The organism is Nocardioides endophyticus (assembly GCF_039543845.1).
GTDB lineage: Bacteria > Actinomycetota > Actinomycetes > Propionibacteriales > Nocardioidaceae > Nocardioides > Nocardioides endophyticus.
On record NZ_BAABKN010000042.1, the window covers coordinates 22,479 to 40,227 of the forward strand.

The window sequence follows — 17,749 nt, forward strand, 5'->3', positions numbered from 1 at the left end:
TCGCACGGTCTGTGCACGACGTGCACGATGCGGGGCCAGCTGCCGCCACCGGCGCTCCGCCTGGGCAAACGGCGGCGGTGCCCGTTAGGATTGGAACACGTTCTAGTTCTCGGTGGTTGAGGCGCGAGCGAGGCGAGCCTCGAAACCACCACGCCGAGGAGCCGCATGTCGATCGGGATCTCCGACGAGCACGTCGAGCTGGCCGCGAGCCTGCGCAAGTGGGCGGCCGACCTGAAGGGCCGCGAGCTCGCGCGCGCCGCTGAGACCGACGCGGACGCGACCTTCGAGACCGCCTGGCAGGCCGGGCAGGAGATGGGGATCGCGACCATCGGGCTCCCCGAGTCGGCCGGCGGGGGTGGCGGTTCGGTGCTGGACGTCGCCGTGGCGCTCGAGGCCTGTGCCTACGAGCTGGTGCCCGGTCCGTTGCTCGGCCCGGCGGTGGCGTCGCTCGTCCTTCCCGAGATGTCGGCGGACGCGATCGTGGGGATCGGGCTGTCTGACGTGATCTGGGACCTGCCGTCGGCCACCCACGTACTGCTCGCCGACGCCGGCGGCTCCTGGTCGGTCTACCCACGAGACGCGGTCGAGGCGTCCTCGTCGGTCGGCCTGGACCTGAGCCGCCGGTTCGGTACGGCGCGGGTGGTCGACGAGTCAGCCGGAGTCGCCGTACCCGGGGTGACGACCGACCTGCTCCGCCGTACGACGATCACGCTGGCCGCCGCGGAGGCCGCCGGTGTGGCGCGCTGGTGCCTGGCGACCGCGGTGGAGTACGCGAAGGTCCGCGAGCAGTTCGGGCAGAAGATCGGTGCCTTCCAGGCCATCAAGCACCTGTGCGCGGAGATGCTGGAGACCGCCGAGGCGGTGACCGCGGCCGCGTGGGACGTCGCGGGTGTCTGCCAAGTGAATGTGGCTGAGCGTGACGACGACGAGCAGTGGGAGTTCGCGGCCGACGTCGCCGTCGCGATCGTCTTCGACGGAGCGGTCGAGGTCGCCAAGTCGTGCATCCAGGTGCTCGGTGGCATCGGGTTCACGTTCGAGCACGACGCCCACCTCTACCTGCGCCGGGCGCTGGCCCTGCGCGCGCTCGTCGGCGACAGCGACGCGGCCGCCGAGCGCCTCACCGCGTCGGCGGTCGACGGCACCCGGCGACGGGTCCACCTCGACCTCGACGGCCGTGACGAGCCGATCCGCGGCGAGATCCGGGAGACCGTGGAGCGGATCGCCGCGCTGCCTCCGGAGGAGCGACGTGCCGCCTTCGTGGAGACCGGCTACCTGACCCCGCACTGGCCCGCGCCCGACGGCCTCGGGGCGGATGCGGTCACCCAGGTCGTCATCGACCAGGAGCTCGCGCGAGCCGGGCTGACCCGGTCCGACATCGTGATCGCCGGCTGGGCGGTGCCGACGATCCTCGAGCACGGCACCGAGGAGCAGCGCGAGCGGTTCGTGCGTCCGTCGCTGCTGGCCGAGCTGACCTGGTGCCAGTTGTTCTCCGAGCCCGGGGCGGGCTCCGACCTCGCGTCGCTGCGGACCCGCGCCACCAAGGTGGACGGCGGCTGGAAGCTGTCCGGGCAGAAGGTCTGGAACTCTGTCGCCGAGCGCGCCGACTGGGGCATCTGCCTGGCCCGCACCAACCCCGACGTGCCCAAGCACAAGGGCATCACCTACTTCCTGGTCGACATGAAGAACAGTCCCGGCATCGACGTGCGGCCGCTGCGCGAGATCACCGGCAAGGCGCTCTTCAACGAGGTCTTCCTCGACGACGTGTTCGTCCCCGACGAGATGGTGGTCGGCGAGGTCGACGACGGCTGGAGGCTGGCCCGCACCACGCTCGCCAACGAACGGGTGGCGATGGCGACCGCGCGGCTGTCGAAGAGCACCGAGCGGGCCATCGAGCTGGCCGCCGCGGGCGTGACGTCGGCACAGCGCGTCGCCGTTGGGCGCTCGATCGCGCTGGCGACCGTCTGCTCCCTGCTGGGAGTGCGCGGCACGCTGCGCTCACTCGCCGGCCAGGGCCCCGGCGCGGAGTCGAGCGTCGCCAAGCTCCTCGGCGTACGCAACCGTCAGGACGGTGCCGAGCTCGTCGTCTCGCTGCACGGTGACGCCGTACTCCTCGACGCGTCGGACGACGTGCGCGCCGACGTCTGGGAGATGCTCAACACCCGGTGCCTGTCGATCGCGGGTGGTACGACGCAGATCCTGCGCAACGTCGCGGGGGAGCGGATCCTCGGGCTGCCCCGTTAGACGTCAAGTGTCAGCCGGAGCCGCACTGTGTCGCCGACGTCGACCTCCTCGGTCCGCCGTACGGCGAGCTTGAGCGGCACGATGTAGCCGCCGTCCTTGGGCCACAGCGAGGTCGTCCAGGTCGAAGCGCCGAGGTGCACGGTCACCGGGATCATGCCCCAGCCGTAGGTGACGGCGGCCGCGACGGACTCGATCGTCGCGGCGTCGTCCTCGGGGACGCTGACGAAGTGGTGCGGGGCCGGGCCACGCCAGTGCCAGACATCTCCTGAGAACTCGAGATCCATGTCGCGACGATAGGCGAGACGTCAGCGCGTGCCACCTCGATCGGACTGCGGTTCGAGCGGATCGGGCTCACGACGTACGGGCGGGGCGACCTGAAGGGACTGGCCCGGCTAGGCAACATCCCCTGCTAGCCGGGCGCAGTCCGTGCCTCAGTCGATCTTCGCCAGCGCTCCTGGGCCGAAGACGGGACCGACGACGTACGGCGCGTCGGCAACGTCGACGCCGCCCGGCAGCGTGAGCTGGTCGGGCACCAGCTCGGTGATGCTGGTCGTGCCGCCTCCGCCATGACCGTGCCGGCGCCACGACGAGCCGTGGTGGTCACCGCGGACGAGGAACAGCCCGCCGATCTCGGCCCCCGGGATCGGGGTGGGGCTCTCGACCGCCAGCCAGCTCAGCTTCGAGAGCGTGACGGCGTAGATGCCCTTCTTGCCCGCGCCGAGGTCGACGATCGACGCCAGGCCGTCGGCGTACCGCTTGCACGATCCCCAGGGCCTCTCGGGGTCGCAGACGGCGTCGGTCGTGCCGGGGCGCACCCGCCAGATCTCGGAGGTGCCCGGGGTGGCCGGGTAGCCGCGGAGCTCGCCGATGTACCAGGCGCCGTCGGCGCCCACCGTCACGGAGGTGGCCACGGCCTCGGCCGTCGCCGGGGTGCCGGCGCCCGGAAGGCCTTCGGGTGTCTCGACCACGCGCGGCTTCAGCCGGGCGACGGTCTCGATGTCGCCGGACTTGGAGACGTGCAACAGGTCGTTGCCCGCGGCGTCGGCGACCAGGACACTGCCGTCGCGCAGGGCTGCCAGTCCGAACGGGTTGCTGTCCGCAGGCAGGTTCTCGAGGTCGTACGGGTCGGGGTCGGACTCCTGGTACTCCGCGATGTCCGCGAACGCCACCGGCGCCGCCCAACCCGGCCTCCACTTGAAGAGGGTCGCGCCGTTGTCTGCAGCCGGCTCGTCCGGGGACGCGCCGCCGGTGAGCAGCCAGATCGTGCCGTGGCGGCCTGCCGCGATTGCCGGCGCGAAGTTGGTGGGCACCTGGCCGAGCTCGATCTTGCGAGGTGCGCTGCCGTGCCGGGCGCCGCGCCAGTGGTGCCAGTGGTGCCGCGGTTCGAGGACCAGGCTGAACGTGCCGTCCGTCTCGGTCACCAGGGTGCGACCGTGGCCGAGGGCGTCGACGCCGCGCGGGCCGTCCAGCCCGTCGAGCACGGTCTCGAGCGAGCCCTGGTCGTGGTGTTTGCCGCCGCCGTGACCTCCGTGACCGGCGAGCGCCGACGCGGCCCCCGATACTGCGAGTGCCAGCACCGCTCCTGCTGCCAAGCTGGTGGTGATCCGTCTCTTCACCATGAGAGTCCCTCCCGGACGTCGATGTAGTCGTCCCAGATCACTCCTGCGCGAAGATGACCGCAACAGTCGAAATTGGGTACTTCGTCCGACTGGCGGACCGCGGAGCGGAGTCTGTGTATGTCAGCAGCCTGCTGCAGGTCGCCGTTCTCGAGGTCGTCACCGGGCGCCGTCTGGTACGCCGACTCTCCGAAGGAGGCGGTTCCGCGTTGTTCGAACGTTCGTGCGGAAGACCAGGACGAACGTTCGAACAACGCGAAAGCGACCCGCCGCGGCAGCCCGCGGCCTCGAGGCGGGCTCGCACCTCACCCCGGACGGGTCTCAACCAGCAGCGAGAGCCCGTTCGCGGCGCCAGCCGTTCCAGTGCCAGTGCAGGTAGCGGTCGATGGCGCGGACGACGTGGGCGGAGCGGATGGAGGGGAAGACGTCGAAGGCGTGCTGGGTGCCGGGGAGCTCGGCGTAGACGACGGTGGCGCCGGAGGTCTCGCGCAGGCGCGCGACGAAGAGGCGGGCCTGGTCGACGGCGACGAGTGAGTCGTGGGCGCCGTGGATGACGAAGAAGTCGGGGGCGTCCTTGTCGATCCGCAACAGGGGAGTGCCGGCCTCGAAGACATCGGGGTCGTCTGCCCAGCGCTGCTTCACGACCCGTGGGGCGAGGAACTTGTCGCGCATCAGCTCCGCCGAGCGCAGGCCCGTCGAGCCGGCGAAGTCGTAGACGCCGTAGTGGGGGACGGCGACTGCGACGCTGGTGTCGGCGCTCTCGAACCCCGGCTGGTAGTCGGGGTCGTTGGCCGTGACGGCGGCGAGGGCGGTCAGGTGACCGCCCGCGGAGCCGCCGGTGATGGCGATGTAGTCGGGGTCGCCGCCGTACTCGGCGATGTGGTCGCGGATCCAGGCGATGGCGCGCTTCACGTCGACGATCTGTGCGGGGAAGGGGTCGCGCGGCGCGAGGCGGTAGTTGATGGCGACGCAGATCCAGCCCTTGGCGGCCAGGTGCTGCATCAGCGGGATGCCCTGCTGGTCCTTGTTGCCGATCGTCCACGCGCCGCCGTGGACCTGGAGCAGCACGGGCGCACGACCGTCGGTGCCGGCGGCGGGACGGTAGACGTCGAGCAGGCCACGCTTGCCGTGCTCGGGTGCGTAGACGACGTCCTTGTCGACGACGACGTCGACGTTGCGCATCCGGAAGGGGTTCGCCAACCGCCGCCATGGAGTCGCGAGCTCGGCCGGGGTCGGCTTCGCGTCCAGCTGTTCGACGTAGTCGACGCCGAGACCCTCGACGAGTGCGTCCTCGACCTCGGCGCGCGAACGCCGGGCCTGACCGACCAGGAAGGCCTGGCCGGCCAGGTTGAGCCCGGCCAGTGCCAGCCCGAGCCGACGCCGGGGACGCCGTCCGTCCGCCCTTCTCCTCAGGACGTGCGCGGCGGTGTCAGCGGCGGTGAGCGTCATCAGATGGGGCGCGAGCTCCGTGGTCAGCCAGCCTCCGAAGAACGACGGGACGGCGGACCGGTAGCCCGGCACGGGCCGGATCGCGTTGGCGGTGAGAGCTGCGGTCACGATCTGGCGACGGAGGAACCCCATGTGGACAAATGTAGAACGCGCCTGGGTGAGACCACGGTCACCGTTGCCGGACGGGCGCAACGTCGTTACAACTAGAACACGTTCCACGTGTACACATTGCACTAGTACACATTGCAATTTGGGGAGCTGAGGGTGCCATGGATCGTCTGTCAGGGCTGGATGCGAGCTTTCTCTATCTGGAGACGCCCGCGCAGCTGATGCATGTCTGCGGTGTCATCGTGCTCGACCCCAGCACCATGCCGGGTGGCTACTCGTTCGACGCGTTCCGGGGCGAGATCGACCGCCGGGTGCGCGATGTCCCAGAGTTCACCCGGCGGTTGCGCAAGGTGCCGCTCGGCCTGGACCACCCGATCTGGGTGCACGACCGGCACTTCGACATCGACCGGCACGTGCACCGGCTCGCGCTGCCGTCGCCGGCGGGCCCAGCCGAGCTGGCCGAGCTCACCAGCCACTTCGCAGGCCTGCCGCTGGACCGGTCGCGGCCGCTGTGGGAGATGTGGGTGATCGAGGGGTATGACGGCGCGCACGCCCACGACTCGGTGGTCGTCTTCATGAAGATGCACCACGCGACCGTCGACGGCGTCTCCGGCTCCAACCTGCTCTCGCACCTGTGCAGCCTCGAGGCGGACGAGCCGCCGATGGAGCCCTCCGAGCCGCTCGTGATCGGCCGCGAGCCGGGCCAGAGCGAGCTCTTCGGTCGCGCCCTGATCACCACGGTGACCCGCCCCCTCAGCGCCGTGCGCCTGGTCACGCCGTCGGCCCAGCTGATCACCAAGACGGTCGGCCGCGCGCGAGCGGGTACGGCGATGGCCGCGCCGTTCTCGGCGCCGCGCACGTCGTTCAACGGCACCATCACGGGGCAGCGTGCGATCGCCCTGGCCGACATGGACATCGAGGACATCCGGCAGATCAAGAACGCCACCGGCACCACCGTCAACGACGTCGTACTGGCGATCGCCGGAGGCGCGCTGCGCTCCTACCTGCTCGACCGCGACGAGCTGCCGTCGAGCTCGCTGCTGGCGACCGTGCCCGTCTCGGTGCGCGCGGAGACGAAGCGTTCGAGCGGCGCCAACAAGGTGTCGGCGCTCTTCGCCAAGCTCGGCACGGACACCGAGGACCCGTTGGAGCGTCTCCAGGACATGGCGGTCCACAACAAGTTCGCCAAGGAGCACCACCAGGCGATCAGCGCGGACTCGCTGCAGGACTGGGCCGAGTTCGCCGCACCGCGCACCTTCGGCCTCGCCGTCCGCGCGTACGCCGGCCTGAAGCTGCCCGAGAAGCACCCGGTCGTGCACAACCTGGTCATCTCCAACGTCCCCGGACCGCCGGTGCCGCTCTACTTCATGGGTGCCCGGATCGACGGTCTCTACCCGCTCGGCCCGGTCTTCCACGGCGCCGGCGTCAACATCACCGTGATGTCCAACAACGGCCAGGTGCACGTCGGGATCATCGCGTGCAAGGAGTCGATGCCGGACGTCGGCGATCTCGTACGCCGCTTCCCGGTCGAGCTCGCCGCCCTCAAGGCGGCGGTCGTCACCGCTCAGGCACCGCCGAGCTCGATCAAGCGAGCAAGGAAGAAGAAGGCCGCCTCCGGGCGCTGAAGTCGCGGCGCCGGGCGTTGACGGTGGTGACCGCCTCGAGGAGGGCCGGCACGAACCGCTCCGACTGCAGCACGCACGCGGCATGGCCGGCCTTGACGTCGTGGATGGTGGCGCCCGGGATTCGGCGGGCCAGGGCGATCTGGTTGTCCGGCGCCAGCACGTGGTCCTGGAGGGTGACGACCACGGCGGTCGGTACGTCGATGCGGGGGAGCCACGGCCGCGAGTGGTGGCGGCCGAGCGCGGCGACCGCCTGGCCGACGGCCCAGGGGCTGGTGCTGCGGAACTCCGCGAACGCCCAGTCGTGCACGTCGTCCGGCTCCAGGTCGAGTGCCTTGGCCGCCGTACGCGCGCCGACGACCGCGATGCGCGACCGGGACAGCCCGCGGGTGCCGAGCATCGCCACCTCCATCGACGCGTGGAAGGCGCGTTCGGCGATCGACGACCGGAAGCGGTCCGTGGTCGCGCAGAGCACCAGTCCCGACACGATCTCCGGGTGCTGGCGCCACACGCGCTGGGCGATGATCGAGCCCATCGAGTAGCCGGCGACGATCACCTCGTCGAGCCCCAGCACCTCGACCAGCGCGGCGACGTCGTCGGCGCAGTCGTAGAGCGAGAACTCCTCCGACTGGATCCCGCGCCCGTGCCAGCGCTGGTCGAGCGTGACGACCCGGAACCGGCGCGACAGCGGCCCGATCGCCGGGAACCACGTCAGCAGCCCCGTGCAACCCACCGCGTGCAGGAGCACGATGGTCGGAGAGTCGGGCGACGGGCCCGGCGTATCGGTGACGTACGTCGAGCCGCGGCCGGGCAGCTCGACCATGCGTCCCTCGGGTATCCGCACGTGGGGGACGTAGATGCGATGGACGAGCTGGTCCTTGACCATCGTCAGCGGGGACGGCAGGTGCACCTGGTGACCCTCACTCTCGACCATCGCGACGGGCTGATGTAGAACAGGTTACAGTTTTGCCGTTCCGTTCGTACCCGAGACGGTCGTAGGAGATGCACGTGACGTTAGACCCCCAGACTGCGGAGTCGGTCGAGGCCGTCCGCTCGGTCGTTCGTGAGGCCCTGGACCGGGCCGCCGAGCCGGAGACACCGGACGGGGCGGACGCGGCCTGGGCGGCGTTCGCCGCTGCTGGCCTGCTGGCGCTGCCGGTGCCCGAGGCCCAGGGTGGCGAGAGCCTCGGCCTGCCCGAGGTGGCCGTGCTCCTGCGCGAGACCGGCCAGCGGGCGGTGCAGCTCCCGGTGTGGGAGACGCTCTGCTGCGGGGTTCTGACGCTCGCGGCGGTCGGTTCCGAGGAGCAGCGCGCCGCGCTGCTGCCCGGGGTCGCCTCGGGCGAGACGCTGCTGACCCCCGCGTGGCGCGAGGTGGGCACGGGCTCGACCACCGGCACGACGTACGCCGACGGGAAGGTCACCGGCCGCAAGATCGGCGTGACGTACGCCGGCCGCGCGGCCCGCCTCCTGGTGACCGCGACCGACGGGGACCGCGCCGTGGTCGCGCTGGTCGACCCGCACGGACCGGGCGTGGAGCTGCTGGAGTCCGGGTCGTCGTACGGCACCCCTCAGCACACCGTCGTCCTCGACGGCGCGCCCGCCGAGCTGCTGCCCGGCGAGGACGCCGCTCGGGTGCTGAGCGACCTCGCGGTCGCCGGCCTCGCCCTGACCGCAGCCGGCCTGGTGGTCGGCGCGCGTGACCTCACGGCGACGTACATCAAGGGGCGCACGCAGTTCGGCCGGTCGCTGGCGGAGTTCCAGGCGGTCGCGATGCAGATCGCCGACGTCTACATCGCCTCGCGGACGCTCGACCTGGCCGCCGACAACGCCGCCTGGCGGATCGCCAACGGCATCGACGTCGCCGACGACCTGGCCGTCGCGGCGTACTGGGCCTGCCACGAGGCGCCCGGTGCGATGCGCACCTGCCACCACCTGCACGGGGGCATGGGCGCCGACATCACCTACCCGATGCAGCGCTACTTCTCGTGGGTCACCGACATCGTGCACGCGCTCGAGGTGCAGGCCGACGACGTGCACGTCGAGGACCCGACGACCAAGAACCTCGAGCTCACCGCCGAGCAGCGCGCACTCAAGGCCGAGCTGCGGGACTACTTCACCGGTCTGGCCGACACTCTGCGCAAGGGGGGCGACCACCGGGATGTGGCGCTCGACCGGCACGGCGAGACCTACCAGCGCGTGGTGCGCCAAATGGGCGAGGACGGCTGGATGGGGGTCGGCTGGCCGAAGGAGTACGGCGGCCACGGGCTCGGCGAGATCGAGCAGACCATCTTCGCCAACGAGGCCCAGCGGGCCGACGTGCACCTGCCGGCAGTGACGCTGCAGACCGTCGGGCCCACGCTGATCAAGTACGGCACCCAGAAGCAGAAGGATCTCTTCCTCAAGCGGATCCTCGCCGGCGACGTGCACTTCGCGATCGGCTACAGCGAGCCCGACGCCGGCACCGACCTCGCGTCGCTGCGCACGTCGGCGAAGCGAGATGGCGACCACTACGTGGTCAACGGGCAGAAGATGTGGACCACGGGCGGCCACCAGGCCGACTACCTGTGGCTCGCCGTACGCACTGACCCGGACGCGCCCAAGCACAAGGGCATCTCGATCCTGATCGTGGACACGAAGGACCCGGGTTACTCGTTCACGCCGATCATCACGGCCGACCGCTCGCACCACGTCAACGCGACGTACTTCAACGACGTGCGGGTCCCCGTCGACATGCTCGTCGGCGAGGAGAACCAGGGCTGGAAGCTGATCACCACCCAGCTCAACCACGAACGCGTGATGCTCGGCCCCGCCGGCCGCATCGAGGGACTGCGTGACCGGGTCGCCGACTGGGCCACGAAAGCAGGCGTCATCGACCGCCCCGACGTACGCCGGGTGATGGGCGAGGTGACCGCGGTCTTCCGGGTCAACGAGCTGCTCAACTGGGAGGTCGCCCGCGCCGCCGCGGTCGGCGAGATCTCCGTCGGCGACGCCTCGTCGTCGAAGGTCTTCGCGGCCGACCAGGTGCAGCACCTCTCGGCATCGCTGGTCGACATCGTGCACCGCTACGGCGACCCCTCGGACAAGGAGACCGGCGACCTGATGACCTATCTGGACGGACAGGCCAAGCGCAACCTGGTCCTCACCTTCGGTGGGGGTGTGCAAGAGGTGCAGCGCGAGCTGATCGCCATGTTCGGCCTCGGGATGCCGCGGGTGCCCCGATGAGCGCCCACGACACGATCATGGCCGAGGCCGAGCGGATCAAGGCGCTCGGCGAGGCGTCGGAGTCGAAGGCGCCGTACGCCGTCAACCAGGCGACGATCGGCACCTGGCTCGACGCGATGGGCTACGACAACGAGCGCTTCCGCACCGGCGAGGCGCCGCCGTCGATGGCGCAGGTCTGGACGATGCCGGGGCTCGGTCGGCGCCGTCCCGACGACGACCCGCTGAGCCGGATGATGGAGGTCCTCACCGACGCGGGCTACACCGCCGTGCTCGGCACCAACTGCGAGCAGACCTACGAGCGCTACCTGCGCGTGGGCGAGGAGCTCCGGGTGACCACCGCGCTGGACTCGGTGGTCGGGCCGAAGAAGACCGCGATGGGCGAGGGCTACTTCGTGACGTCGCGCAACACCTGGTACGTCGGTGACGAGGTCGTGGCCACGATGCTCTTCCGGGTGCTCAAGTTCGTCCCTGTTCAGAGGAAGGGGGAGAAGCCATGACCGCCGGTGTGATCCGGCCGATGATGGGTCGGGACTCGCAGTTCTTCTGGGACGGTACGGCGGCCGGCGAGCTGCGCATCCAGAAGTGCAACGCCTGCGGCGTGCTCCGCTTCCCGCCCGGCCCGACGTGCGTCGAGTGCGGGAAGTTCGACCGCGGTCACGTCGTGGCGGCCGGCACCGGCACGGTCTTCTCGTACGTCGTGCACCGCTACCCGCCCGTGCCCGGCAAGGAGCTGCCGATCGTGATCGCGCTGGTCGACCTCGACGAGGGCGTCCGGATGGTCGGCGAGGTCGTGGACGCTGTGTCCGATTCTGGGGAGGACGCCGAGATCGAGATCGGGATGCGGCTGCGCGTGGACTACCGCCGCATCGACGACGAGCTGACGCTGCCGATCTGGAGGAAGCTGTGAAGACGTTGGAAGCCGGGCAGCAGATCCCCGAGTGGAGCCTGCCGATGACGCCGACCACGATCGTGAGCACCGCGATCGCGACCCGCGACTGGCAGGACGTCCACCACGACCGGGACATCGCGCAGGCGGCCGGGTCGAAGGACATCTTCATGAACATCCTGACCAGCAACGGGCTGGTCGAGAGGTACGTCGTGGACTGGCTCGGCCAGGACGCGGAGCTCAAGGGGATCGCGATCCGCCTCGGCGCGCCCGCGCACCCCTACGACACCCTGACCTTCAACGGGACCGTCGAGTCGGTCGAGGACGGGATCGCGACGATCAAGGTCGTCGGGTCGGTGTCGCTCGGCGACCACGTGACCGGGACCGTACGGGTGGTCGCACCCCCGGCGGTCGAGCTTGCCGAGACCTCGGAAGGCCGCCCATGAGCCTCTACCGCAAAGCGGCCATCGCCGGCATCGGTGCGACGGAGTTCTCCAAGGCGTCCGGTCGCTCCGAGCTCCAGCTCTCCGTCGAGGCCGTCCAGCACGCGCTCGCCGACTGCGGTCTGACCACCGACGACGTGGACGGGCTCACGACGTTCACCATGGACACCTCCTCCGAGATCGCGGTCGCCCGTGAGCTCGGGATCAAGGAACTGCGCTTCTTCAGCCGGATCAACTACGGCGGCGGCGCCGCCTGCGCGACCGTGCAACAGGCCGCGATGGCCGTCGCGACCGGTGTCGCCGACGTCGTGGTCTGCTACCGCGGCTTCAACGAGCGCTCCGAGTCGCGCTTCGGCCAGTTCTCCGTCGCCGCCGCGACCCAGGTCAACACCAACGGCCTCGACAACGCGTGGTCCTACCCGATGGGGCTCGGTACTCCGGCGGCGACCGTCGCGATGCAAGCGACCCGCTACATGCACGAGTACGGCGCCACCTCCGCCGACTTCGGCGCCGTCGCGGTGGCCGACCGACGGCACGCGGCCAACAACCCCCACGCGTTCTTCTACGGCAAGCCGATCACGATCGAGGATCACCAGGCCTCGCGGATGATCGTCGACCCGCTGCACCTGCTCGACTGCTGCCAGGAGTCCGACGGCGCGGTGGCGCTGGTCGTGGTGTCGGCCGAGCGGGCGCGCGACCTGAAGCAGAAGCCGGCGTACATCTCGGCGGCGGCGCAGGGGAGCGGTGCGGACCAGTTCGTGATGACGTCGTACTACCGCGACGACGTCGGCATCCCCGAGATGGGCGTCGTCGGTCGCGAGCTGTGGCGCCAATCCGGCCTCGGCCCGAGCGACATGCGGATGGGCATCCTCTACGACCACTTCACGCCGTACGTGCTCATGCAGCTGGAGGAGCTCGGCTTCTGCGGTCGTGGCGAGGCGCCCGGCTTCATCGCCGGCGGCGCGATCGAGGTGGACGGGAAGTTCCCGCTCAACACGCACGGTGGCCAGCTCGGCGAGGCCTACATCCATGGGATGAACGGCATCGCCGAGGGCGTCCGCCAGATCCGCGGCACCTCGGTCAACCCGGTCGACGACATCGAGCACCTCGTCGTCACCGCCGGCACCGGCGTCCCGACGAGCGGGCTGGTCCTGTCTGTCTGACGGTTTCCCCGGTGCACCGGGGAAACCGTCGCTTCTCAGGCATCGCAACGCCCGAGAAGCGACAGCAAAGGCTGAGAAGTCAGTCTGCGGTGGCCGCGAACAGGTAGCACCCGTACGCCACGTTGCGACTGTGCACGAGCGCGACGCCGGGCTCGGCCAGTACGGCGGCGAGGACGTCGGCAGCGTCGCTGCCGTCGTGCGTCCGCGTCGCCGGGTGGATCCAGCCGCGGGCGTCGTACGCGCGGAGCCTGTCGGCCGGACACGCGTCGATCTGGCGGGAATCGGACCTGTCAGCCGTGCAGCTTCTCGTCGAAGAAGGCCAGCACCCGGTCGACGCCCTCCTGCTGGCGGTGCTCGGTCAGTGTCGAGTGACCCTTGCCCGAGAACTCGACCCGGATGAACGCGTCGCCGATCTCCTCGGTGAGCGTGTCGAAGCGGGTGCCGACCGCGACGTCGCCCCGGTAGCGCAGGCCGAGGACCTGGCAGCCGCCGGCCGCGCGGGCGCGGACGTCGGCGAGGTCGGCCGGCGACAGGTTGAGGTCGGCGGCTCGCCTACGGCCGACCGGGAACGGCAGCGACGGCTGAGCGAGCACCGGCGCGACGACGGACGTGTCGACCATCATCGCCAGGGCGAACCCACCCGTGAAGCACATCCCGAGCGCGCCGACGCCCGGCCCGCCGAGCTCGCCGTGCAACGAGCGGGCCAGCGAGCGCAGCCACACCGCGATCGGCGAGGTCTTCCCAGTGGCCATGGTCGTGAACTCCCTGCTCACGCAGAGCTTGGGCAGCACCTTGCCGACGTACGCCGGCGACATCGGCCGCTCGGGAGTTCCGAAGAGGTGCGGGAGGACCACCGTGAAGCCCGCATCGACGACCTCCTCGGCGAATGCGATGACCTCGGGGGTGAGACCGGGGATCTCGTGGATGACGACCACTCCGGGGCCGGTGCCCTTGCGGTACGTCGGGTGGGTGACCCCGTCGGCGGTGTGGGACGACTGCGTCCAGCTGTCGAGGAGGGTCATGCCCGCAGTATGGCGGCGTCCGACCCGATCCCGTTTGTGACGTGGATCACGGGGAAGGGGACCTGGTGGCCGGTATCTGCCGGCCACCAGCTGCGGGAAGCGCGCGGAGGAACCCATGAACAGGATGATGAGTGCGACGGTGGTGGCCGGGGTGTTGGTGGTCGGCTCCCTGACCGCCGGCAGTGTGCTGGCACGCGACGGAGGATCGGCCGACGAACGAGCCTTGGCGCCCACGCGTGGGGATCCGAGCCGGTCGATAGAGCACCGGGTCGACAGGTTGCTGTCGCAGATGACGACGGCGGAGAAGCTGCAACAGGTGCAGCTGCTCTCGGACGGCCAGATCACAGATGCCGACGCGAAGGCCGGGGTGGGCGGCGTGTTCAGCCTCACCGACCCGGCGAAGATCGACCACTACCAGCGGATCGCGATGACGCAGTCCCGGCTGCACATCCCGATCCTGTTCGCCTACGACACGATCCACGGCTACCGGACCATCTTCCCGGTGCCGCTCGGCGCTGCCAGCTCGTTCGACCCCGACGTCGCGAAAGCAGACGCCACGATCGGCGCCCGCGAGTCGACGACGGTCGGCATCAAGCAGATCTACAGCCCGATGGTCGACGTCTCCCACGAGCCGCGATGGGGCCGGATCGTCGAGGGCAACGGCGAGGACCCCTACCTCGGCTCGGTGTTCGCGGCGGCTCGGGTGAAGGGCGCGCAGGGCAACGACTACAGCCGGCCCGACCGCGCCGTCACGAGCGTCAAGCACTTCGTGGCGTACGGCGACCCCGAGGGTGGTCGCGACTACGGCACCACTGACATGTCGGAGCAGACGCTGCGCAACCTCTACCTGCCGCCGTTCAAGGCCGCTGTCGATGCCGGTGCCGACACGGTGATGTGCTCGTTCAACTCCCTCAACGGCGTGCCCGGCTGCGCCAACGGCTACACCGAGACCCAGATCCTCAAGAGGGAGTGGGGCTTCGACGGCTTCATCGAGAGTGACTACACCGCCGTCGCCGAGACCCGCGCCTGCCCGCCGAAGACGCCCGACGAGGGCCCGTGCGGCCACGGCACGGCGGCCGACGGACCCGCTGCGGCCGCCAACGCACTGACGGCCGGCACCGACTCCGAGATGGTCAGCACCTACATCCGCGACTACGGCAAGCAGCTGCTCGCCGACGGCCGCATCTCGATGAAGCGGCTCGACGACGCCGTACGCCGGATCCTGCGCGTCAAGTTCCGCGCGGGGCTGTTCGAGCGCCCGTACGTCGACCAGGCCAAGGCCACCGACCCGGCGAGCTTCCTCACGACAGCCGACCGCACGGCCGCACGCACGGCTGCCGCGCGGTCGATGGTGCTGCTCCAGAACAAGGGCCAGACGCTGCCGCTCGACCCGTCGAAGAAGACAGCGGTGATCGGACCGCTCGGCGACGCCCAGCACGACATGCTCGGCCCGTGGTGGGGCAAGGGTGAGGACGCCGACGCCGTCAGCGTGCTGCAGGGCATCACGGACGGGTCGTCCGCGACCACGACGTACGCTCAAGGCTGCGCGCTGAGCAACAAGGAGCCGGCCGACTACGACCCGTCTCAGGACTGCCCGTCCGACGCCGGCTTCGCCGAGGCCGTCGCCAAAGCGAACGCCGCCGACCAGGTGGTGCTCGCGGTGGGGGAGACCCGCGAGATGAGTGGCGAGGCGGCCTCGCGGTCGACCATCGACCTGCCGGGCAAGCAGCAGGAGCTGATCGACGCGATCGCGGCGACCGGCAAGCCGTTCGTGGTCGTGCTTTTCAACGGTCGGCCGTTGACCCTGTCCGGGGTGGTCGGGTCCGCACCGGCGGTGCTCGAGGCGTGGTTCCCCGGCGTCGAGGCGGGCAACGCCGTCGCCGACGTGGTCTTCGGCAAGGTCAATCCGGGCGGCAAGCTGCCGGTCTCCTTCCCGCAGACTCTCGGCCAGGTGCCGATCTACTACAACCACGAGCCGACCGGCCGGCCGTGCGACGTCACGCAGAAGTACAACTCGCGCTACCGCGACCTGCGCACCTGCGATCCGCTCTTCCCGTTCGGCTTCGGGCTGAGCTACACGACGTTCGACGTCTCCGACCTCAGGCTCAGCCGGGCCTCGGTCTCCCGGAGGGGGAGCGTGGTCGCCTCGATGAAGGTCACCAACACCGGTGACGTCGCCGGTGACGACGTCGCCCAGGTCTACCTCCACGACCCGGTTGCGAGCATCTCCCAGCCGGTCCGCCGGTTGCGCGGATTCGAGCGCGTGACGCTGGAGCCGGGGGAGTCGACCACGGTGCGCTTCACGCTCGACGCGAGCGACTTCGGCTTCTACGACAACCGCGGGAAGTTCGTGGTCGAGCCCGGCGCCATCCAGGTGTACGCCGGAGACGACTCGACGGCCACCCTGACGAAGAGGTTCGAGGTGACGCGATGAGTTCGTCATGACGGGCGGATCACAGACGGCGGCGGCCGCATCCTCGCGATCGACTCGTTCCTGGACCCTTTGCTGGTGACCTGAGCGCCTCAGGCCTCGACTCGGGCAGGCTTCGCCGGCAGCAGGAAGGACAGCCCGACGGCCAGCACGGTGAACCCGATGGCCCACCAGAAGGCGACGTCGAAGGCCTCCGCGATGCCGGCGAGGGAGGTGGCGCCGGCGGCGTTGCTGGCCAGGATCACGGCCAGGACGGCGACGCCGAAGGAGCCGCCGAGCTGCATCGCGACCCGGGTGATGATGCTCGCGTGCGGGATCTCATCCCGCTCGAGGCCGAAGTAGGCGCCGGTCATCAGCGGGATGGTGACGGCGCCGAACCCGAGCCCGCGGACGAACAGCGCCGCCATCAGGAACGTCTCGCTGGTGGTCGGCGTGGCGAACGCGAACGGGACGGTCGCCACCGCGAGGACGGCGAACCCGCCCACCGCGACCCAGCGGCCGCCGATCGTGTCGGTGAGGCGGCCGGCGAGGCTCCGCGAGCCGAGCGCGCCGACGCCCTGGGCGATGAGCAGCAGGCCGGCGCCGAGGGCGTCTTGGCCGCGCACCTCCTGCCAGTAGAGCGGCAGCAGCAGCATCGACCCGTACAAGCCGAGGCCCGCCAGGAACAGCAACGCGGAGGACGACGTCAGTGCCCGGTGTCGGAAGAGGCGTACGTCGACCAGGGCACGCTCGCCAGCGTGGACGGACCAGGCCGCGAAGGCGGCGAGCAGCACGAGGCCGATCACCAACGGGGCGATCACGTCGGCGCGGCCGAAGCCGCCCTCGCCGCCGACGTTCGCCAGACCGTAGATGACCGCGACGACACCGGGGGAGACCAGCAGCATCCCGACCACGTCGAGCGGCACCGGCCGGACGGCGTCCCGGTCGGCCGGGAGCAGCCGGACGGCCAGGTAGAGCCCGACCAGGCAGAGCGGGACGTTGACGAGGAAGAGCCACTCCCACGACAGGTAGTTGAGGATCAGGCCGCCGATGACGGGACCGAGGATCGGGCCGAGCGCGGCCGGGAGGCTGACGGCGGCCATCAGCCGGCCGACGTTCTGCCCGTGCGCCGCTTGCATCAGGATCGTTGTCATCAGCGGCATCATCACGCCACCGCCGAGTCCCTGGACGACGCGGAACGCGATCAGGCTCTCGACGTTCCAGGCGAGCGCGCAGAGCACCGAGCCCACCAGGAACAGTGTCAGCGCCATCAGCCAGAGCCGTTTCGCGCCCACTCGGCTCTGGGCCCACCCGGTGACCGGGATGGCGACGAACATGGCCAGCAGGTAGGCCGTGCTCACCCACTGGATGGTGCTGACCGATGCGTCCAGCTCGCTGCCGAGCTCGTGGATCGCGACGCTCACGATCGTCGTGTCGAGGATGACGGCGATGGCGCCGGTGATCACCGCGGCGGCGATGCGCTTGAGCTGCGGGTCGAGCGCGGCACCGGGTGTCGGTGCGACGGCCTGCTGGGACATGGGCGGGCTCCGGAAGTGTGTGCGGAATT

15 protein-coding genes are annotated in these 17,749 nt (G+C 70.4%); 8 read left to right on the forward strand and 7 right to left on the reverse strand.

The window, feature by feature from the left end:
* The first annotated feature begins 165 nt into the window (after positions 1-165).
* On the forward strand, positions 166-2,241 hold the full coding sequence (locus ABEA33_RS26840) for an acyl-CoA dehydrogenase family protein (protein WP_345530219.1): 2,076 nt from the start codon (positions 166-168) through the stop codon (positions 2,239-2,241).
* Here ABEA33_RS26840 and ABEA33_RS26845 read toward each other — a convergent pair.
* From ABEA33_RS26845 to ABEA33_RS26855, 3 genes are all read right to left on the reverse strand, one after another.
* Positions 2,238-2,525, reverse strand: a complete 288-nt coding sequence (locus ABEA33_RS26845) for a DUF1905 domain-containing protein (protein ID WP_345530220.1) — start codon at positions 2,523-2,525, stop codon at positions 2,238-2,240. The two genes, ABEA33_RS26840 and ABEA33_RS26845, sit on opposite strands and share 4 nt — an antisense overlap.
* 147 nt (positions 2,526-2,672) lie before the next feature.
* The gene (locus ABEA33_RS26850; RefSeq protein ID WP_345530221.1) at positions 2,673-3,860 is read right to left on the reverse strand and encodes a ScyD/ScyE family protein; all 1,188 of its coding nucleotides are present in this window, start codon (positions 3,858-3,860) and stop codon (positions 2,673-2,675) included.
* Between the two features lie 318 nt (positions 3,861-4,178).
* Entirely contained in the window at positions 4,179-5,438 is a 1,260-nt protein-coding gene (locus ABEA33_RS26855; protein WP_345530222.1) for an alpha/beta hydrolase fold domain-containing protein, read from the reverse strand.
* Between the two features lie 137 nt (positions 5,439-5,575).
* Between ABEA33_RS26855 and ABEA33_RS26860 the strand changes: the two genes are divergently transcribed.
* Positions 5,576-7,039 (forward strand): WS/DGAT/MGAT family O-acyltransferase, encoded by a 1,464-nt coding sequence (locus tag ABEA33_RS26860; RefSeq protein WP_345530223.1) that lies wholly within the window; start codon positions 5,576-5,578, stop codon positions 7,037-7,039.
* Here the strand turns inward: ABEA33_RS26860 and ABEA33_RS26865 are convergent.
* The gene (locus tag ABEA33_RS26865; RefSeq protein ID WP_345530224.1) at positions 6,999-7,946 is read right to left on the reverse strand and encodes an alpha/beta fold hydrolase; all 948 of its coding nucleotides are present in this window, start codon (positions 7,944-7,946) and stop codon (positions 6,999-7,001) included. The genes ABEA33_RS26860 and ABEA33_RS26865 overlap by 41 nt on opposite strands.
* 98 nt (positions 7,947-8,044) lie before the next feature.
* On the opposite strand from ABEA33_RS26865, the gene ABEA33_RS26870 reads away from it, so the two are divergent.
* The 5 genes from ABEA33_RS26870 to ABEA33_RS26890 are packed head-to-tail and all read left to right on the forward strand — an operon-like array spanning position 8,045 to position 12,750.
* A complete protein-coding gene (locus tag ABEA33_RS26870; RefSeq protein WP_345530225.1) occupies positions 8,045-10,258 on the forward strand; it encodes an acyl-CoA dehydrogenase family protein in 2,214 nt (737 codons plus the stop codon).
* On the forward strand, positions 10,255-10,755 hold the full coding sequence (locus tag ABEA33_RS26875) for an FAS1-like dehydratase domain-containing protein (RefSeq protein WP_345530226.1): 501 nt from the start codon (positions 10,255-10,257) through the stop codon (positions 10,753-10,755). The genes ABEA33_RS26870 and ABEA33_RS26875 overlap by 4 nt, the downstream gene beginning before the upstream one ends.
* Complete coding sequence (locus tag ABEA33_RS26880; RefSeq protein WP_345530227.1) at positions 10,752-11,165, forward strand: Zn-ribbon domain-containing OB-fold protein; 414 nt, start codon at positions 10,752-10,754, stop codon at positions 11,163-11,165. Before ABEA33_RS26875 ends, ABEA33_RS26880 begins: the two co-directional genes overlap by 4 nt.
* On the forward strand, positions 11,162-11,590 hold the full coding sequence (locus tag ABEA33_RS26885) for a MaoC family dehydratase (protein WP_345530228.1): 429 nt from the start codon (positions 11,162-11,164) through the stop codon (positions 11,588-11,590). The genes ABEA33_RS26880 and ABEA33_RS26885 overlap by 4 nt, the downstream gene beginning before the upstream one ends.
* Positions 11,587-12,750, forward strand: coding sequence for a lipid-transfer protein (locus tag ABEA33_RS26890; RefSeq protein ID WP_345530229.1), 1,164 nt, complete (start codon positions 11,587-11,589; stop codon positions 12,748-12,750). The genes ABEA33_RS26885 and ABEA33_RS26890 overlap by 4 nt, the downstream gene beginning before the upstream one ends.
* A 79-nt stretch (positions 12,751-12,829) precedes the next feature.
* Here ABEA33_RS26890 and ABEA33_RS27570 read toward each other — a convergent pair whose 3' ends face one another.
* A complete protein-coding gene (locus ABEA33_RS27570; protein ID WP_425577482.1) occupies positions 12,830-13,021 on the reverse strand; it encodes a DUF1203 domain-containing protein in 192 nt (63 codons plus the stop codon).
* Between the two features lie 19 nt (positions 13,022-13,040).
* Entirely contained in the window at positions 13,041-13,772 is a 732-nt protein-coding gene (locus ABEA33_RS26895; protein WP_345530230.1) for a dienelactone hydrolase family protein, read from the reverse strand.
* Positions 13,773-13,887: 115 nt separating this feature from the next.
* Here ABEA33_RS26895 and bglX point away from each other — a divergent pair, with 115 nt between their 5' ends.
* The gene (gene bglX / locus ABEA33_RS26900; protein ID WP_345530231.1) at positions 13,888-16,206 is read left to right on the forward strand and encodes a beta-glucosidase BglX; all 2,319 of its coding nucleotides are present in this window, start codon (positions 13,888-13,890) and stop codon (positions 16,204-16,206) included.
* 89 nt (positions 16,207-16,295) lie between these two features.
* Here the strand turns inward: bglX and ABEA33_RS26905 are convergent, their stop codons facing one another.
* Positions 16,296-17,720, reverse strand: a complete 1,425-nt coding sequence (locus tag ABEA33_RS26905) for an MDR family MFS transporter (protein ID WP_345530232.1) — start codon at positions 17,718-17,720, stop codon at positions 16,296-16,298.
* Between the last annotated feature and the right edge of the window lie 29 nt (positions 17,721-17,749).